Origin of the sequence: Streptomyces globisporus, from assembly GCF_003501885.1 — a bacterium.
GTDB lineage: Bacteria > Actinomycetota > Actinomycetes > Streptomycetales > Streptomycetaceae > Streptomyces > Streptomyces globisporus_D.
In genome coordinates this window covers 1-3,899 of record NZ_QWFA01000320.1, presented here as the reverse complement: position 1 = coordinate 3,899, position 3,899 = coordinate 1, and the positions used below count along the sequence as shown (strand labels likewise).

The 3,899-nt window shown below is 69.4% G+C and carries 3 protein-coding genes and 1 pseudogene; all 4 read right to left on the bottom strand.

Features of this window, described 5'->3' with window-relative positions:
• A pseudogene (locus tag D3105_RS34840) lies at positions 1–940 on the bottom strand (alpha/beta hydrolase); the annotation flags it as partial.
• A gap of 233 nt (positions 941–1,173) precedes the next feature.
• Positions 1,174–1,320, bottom strand: coding sequence for a hypothetical protein (locus D3105_RS35630; protein WP_240647111.1), 147 nt, complete (start codon positions 1,318–1,320; stop codon positions 1,174–1,176).
• Positions 1,321–1,709: 389 nt separating this feature from the next.
• Positions 1,710–3,530 carry an alpha/beta hydrolase gene (locus tag D3105_RS32840; protein WP_118906478.1) on the bottom strand — a complete coding sequence of 607 codons (1,821 nt, stop codon included), beginning with the start codon at positions 3,528–3,530 and terminating at the stop codon, positions 1,710–1,712.
• Positions 3,527–3,899, bottom strand: a 373-nt coding sequence (locus tag D3105_RS32835; protein ID WP_240647110.1) for a hypothetical protein, incomplete at its 5' end; no start/stop codon positions are given. The genes D3105_RS32840 and D3105_RS32835, both read right to left, overlap by 4 nt.

The following is a 3,899-nucleotide window of genomic DNA, read 5'->3' as shown; positions in this document are numbered from 1 at the left end:
CGGCGACACCGCCACCTCCGGCGGCACCAGCGGTGTTGGGGGCTCCGGCGGTGGTGCCGCCGGTGGTGGTGGGGGCGCTGGTGCCGCCGGAGGTGGCGGTGTCGCCGGGGCGGCCGCTGGTGCCGCCGGAGGTGGTGGGGGCTCCGGTGGTGGCGGGGCGGCCGCTGGTGCCGCTGGTGCCGCTGGTGCCGCTGGTGGCGTTCTCGCCCGTGGTGCCGGTGCTGCCGGTACCACCGGTAAGGCTGGACTCGCCCTCTCCCCCACTGCCGTCGGCGCCGGACGACGAGGTGTCACGGGCCCCGCTGCCCCTGCCATCCACACCCCCGTCGCCGTTCCCGCCACCGGCCACGACCTCATGCCCCGGCGCCGGGCACGAACTGCCGGTCAGTTCACAGATGGCGCTGCGGATCTCCGCGGTGAGCTGCTGCCCGGCCCCCGTGGCCATGAGCCCGCCGACCAGAGCGACGACGACCAGGACGAGGCCGAGGTACTCCAGCGCGGTCTGCCCGCCGTCACGGCGGAGCTTCATCATCCGGGCGAAGCTGAACAGCCGTTGCTCGGCCCGTTGCTCCAGGCCGCTGCGGAACCACCGACGGCTCTCCGGCCGGCACAGGAGCACGATGACGGCCACCGGTACGGCCACCCGCGCGACGCCTTGCCCCTCGGCGCCCCCGCCGCTCAGCTCGGCGAGGGCACCGAGGACGATCCAGGTCAGCACGGCGAGGAGCCCGTACCGGACGCGAACGCCGCCATGACGGACGTACAGCGACAGCACGAAGGCGGCGACCCCGGGTAACGACGCATAGAGCAGGAGCCCGAGGAGGTACCCGTCGACCGCGTCCACCGAGGAGGCGGTCGACAGGGCCCGCACGGCGCCCACCAGGGTGGCCACGAAGAGAACGTGAAGCAGAATCAGGGCCGCCTGCAACGCCCGGGGCATCAACCGCCCACCCGAACCCGCTACGGCAGCGCTTACATCGACGCCAACAGGGACCGCGCTTCTTCGTATGCCGGACAAGAGCAGTCCCCTACCTCGTGAGTGGGCGGAACGGGCGACAGGTCGGTCACTCCGCGTATGCGACCACACGAGCGGGGGGCGAGACATGGGCCCCAGGGCCCAATGCAGGGCTCAAAAGCCTTGCGTGTCAGCCGAGTTGAGTCACCATGGCCCGATCACGACCCACTTGCCGACCAGAAGTCGGAGTGGATGTTGGGGCGGGGGATGAACTCCGCGCCGGGGTCGAGGAAGGCGGTGGCCTGGCTGGTGGAATCGGCCACTTCGGAGTGGCGAACGCAGGGGCTGTCCACGTCGAAGTGCACTTGGCCCCTGTCGGCGACAGTTAGGCTTACTTGACATCCGTCGCGAGTCCGCACAAAGATCGCAGGGGCGTCGACGTGGCTGTTGATCGCGGTCACGCGGTAGCCGCTCTTCCGCCAGAACCGATCCACCACACCCAGCAAGCTACCCCTCCGTTGAGGTGATACGACGGTCATGACTGTCCGCCTCCGAGTGACGGTGCAGCCCCCCGTCGTCGTCGGGCCATGCACCCAACGCACACTCGGGTCGATTTCGGCCAGCACACTGTCTAGCATCTCATCCGCGCGTTCAGCAGCATCCTGCATATCCATTTCTCCACCCCGAAGCCCGGCGCATCCCGCCATCAGAAAGCTCACCAAAACGGCCATAGTCACAGATCGAAACACGGCCATCAATGCGGCTCTTCCCTCTTGATTCTGTCCGCATGACCCGCAGTGATCAATGCCATGTTCTCGACTGATGCTCTGTCGATTTTGGGGTCGAAGTACTCCGAATGCGCATCGACGTCGATCTTGCCCTTCCCGATCAAGAATGGCCCATCGCCCACCTCGAACCGCCTCGCCCCGAACGCTTCGCTGGCCGGGTCCCTGCCGAACCAGACATCGTCGTCCCGCCGGTCGACCAGGTCACCGAAGGCGTAGGCGGCCGCCGGGCCACCGAACCCCACTCCAGCCGTCCCCAGCACTGATTCAGCCTTGGACGGAAGTTTGGTCACCACGTCGTTCGCGGCGGCCCCGACAAATACATGATCCCGCCCTACCCCCAAGTCGTCGGCACTGTCGACACCCACTCCCGGGCTTCCGACAAACACGATTTCATCGACACCGGGAATTCCCCCAGGATGTTGCGCAGCACCGCCAACCGTCCGCGATCCGTAGGAGTGACCGATGGCCGTCAAATGAGGATCCCCATGGTCGTTAGCCGCTTTAATCCCGCCCATGAACTCATGAAAGGCCCTGCCGCCCTCCTCGGCCCTGCCGCCCACAGCAACAGCTAGGCTTCGGAGCCCGTCAGGCGACTGGGGCGCGTCATACCCGAGCCAGGCAATGGCAGCAGCAGGCGCTCCGTGCCGGTTCGCGACAATGGATAGATCACGCGCCCGCTTCAGATCCCCCGTCGCAAACTCCTTGTCCAACGACGTATTCAACCCCGGCACATAAGCCGCCACATTCCGTGCCGTATCCGGATTCCCGTACGACACGATCGCCCGGCCGTTCCCCTGATCCCCGATCCCGAGCAAGTACATCGGCGGCTCCCCCACCTTCGGCCCCGCCCGCAGCTGCCGGTCGATCTCCCGCAGCGCCGCAAGCTTCGTCGCCGAGTCGCCGTCGTCCCGCCCCTCCAGCTTCCCCATCAGCAACTGAAGGTTGTCCCGGTTCGCCGCATCCCGGACCAGGGACGGAATCCCGTCCAGGTTGCCGATCTGGTCCGGGTACACCGCGAGGTACTCCTCGCGCTGTTCGTCCGTCAGGCCGGCCCACCAAGCCTTCCGCTCCGCCGGACTCGCATCGTGCGGGATCGCATCCTTCAGGTAGCCGCGCGCCGCACCCCGTACCGCCGCCGCATCGGCCGCCGCGTCCGTCCACGTCGCCACCGGAACGCCCAGCCCCTCGTGCGCCTTCAGCGACCGCAGGATCCTGGCGTACCGCCAGTCCGCATCGGCCGCCGCCCGCACCGCCTGCGCCACCCGGTCCGCGATGTCCTGCGCCTTGCCCGCGTTCGGGTTGGGCGCGACGAGACCCGAAGGCGGAACCATGCCCGGGTTCGGCACCCCCGACGCCGTCCCGCCCGCCAACGGCTTCCCGTCGATCAGGCCCTCGCCCGCCGCCGGATACGTCACCGAACCGTCCGCGTGCACCGTGAACTTCAACGCCGCCGCATCGTCCAGCGCTCCCTGCAACACCCGCTGCTGGGTCTTGATCTCATGGGCCAGGCTGTTCAGCGTGGTCCGCAGCAGCCCGCACTCGGTGTAGATGTACTGGAAGTTCGTCCCCAGCCGCCGCAACCCCCGCACGGCCGCGTCCGGCGCCTCCCCCCTCTGCGTATCGCGCAGGCCCGGCAGGAGCTGCCCCTCGATACGGTCCCGGGCCGCGTCCGCCCGGTTGCCGACGCGCCCCCAGCCGTCCGCCGCCTGCTCCAGTTCGGCGCACTTCACCTCACGTAACGCCGACCAGGTCAGGCCGGAACCCGCCCCACCGCTCCGCCCGCTCACCGCGCGCCCCCGGCGCCCGGCGTCTTCACCCCGTCGAAGCCGCTCCTCACCGTCTCGTTGGCCTGCGTCTGGCCCTGGACCACCGCCCGCATCTTCCCGCCGAGGCTCCCGCACTCCTTACGGGCGTCCTCGATCCGGCGCTCCCACGAGGCCCGTACGGTCCCCAGTTCCGCCAGCGCGGACAGCGCTCCGGCCCCGACGGTCAGACCCTGGTGCGCCACCTCCAGTTCGGTTTTCACCGGACCGAGGAGCGTGACCAGCTGGTCGGCCCCACCGGCGGCCCGCAGCCACGGACCACGGCTGTGCCGGAGATCCCCTCCCCCGGCCGCCCCCGCGCGGTCCGGCCGCCGCCGTGCGCCGGTGTGTCCG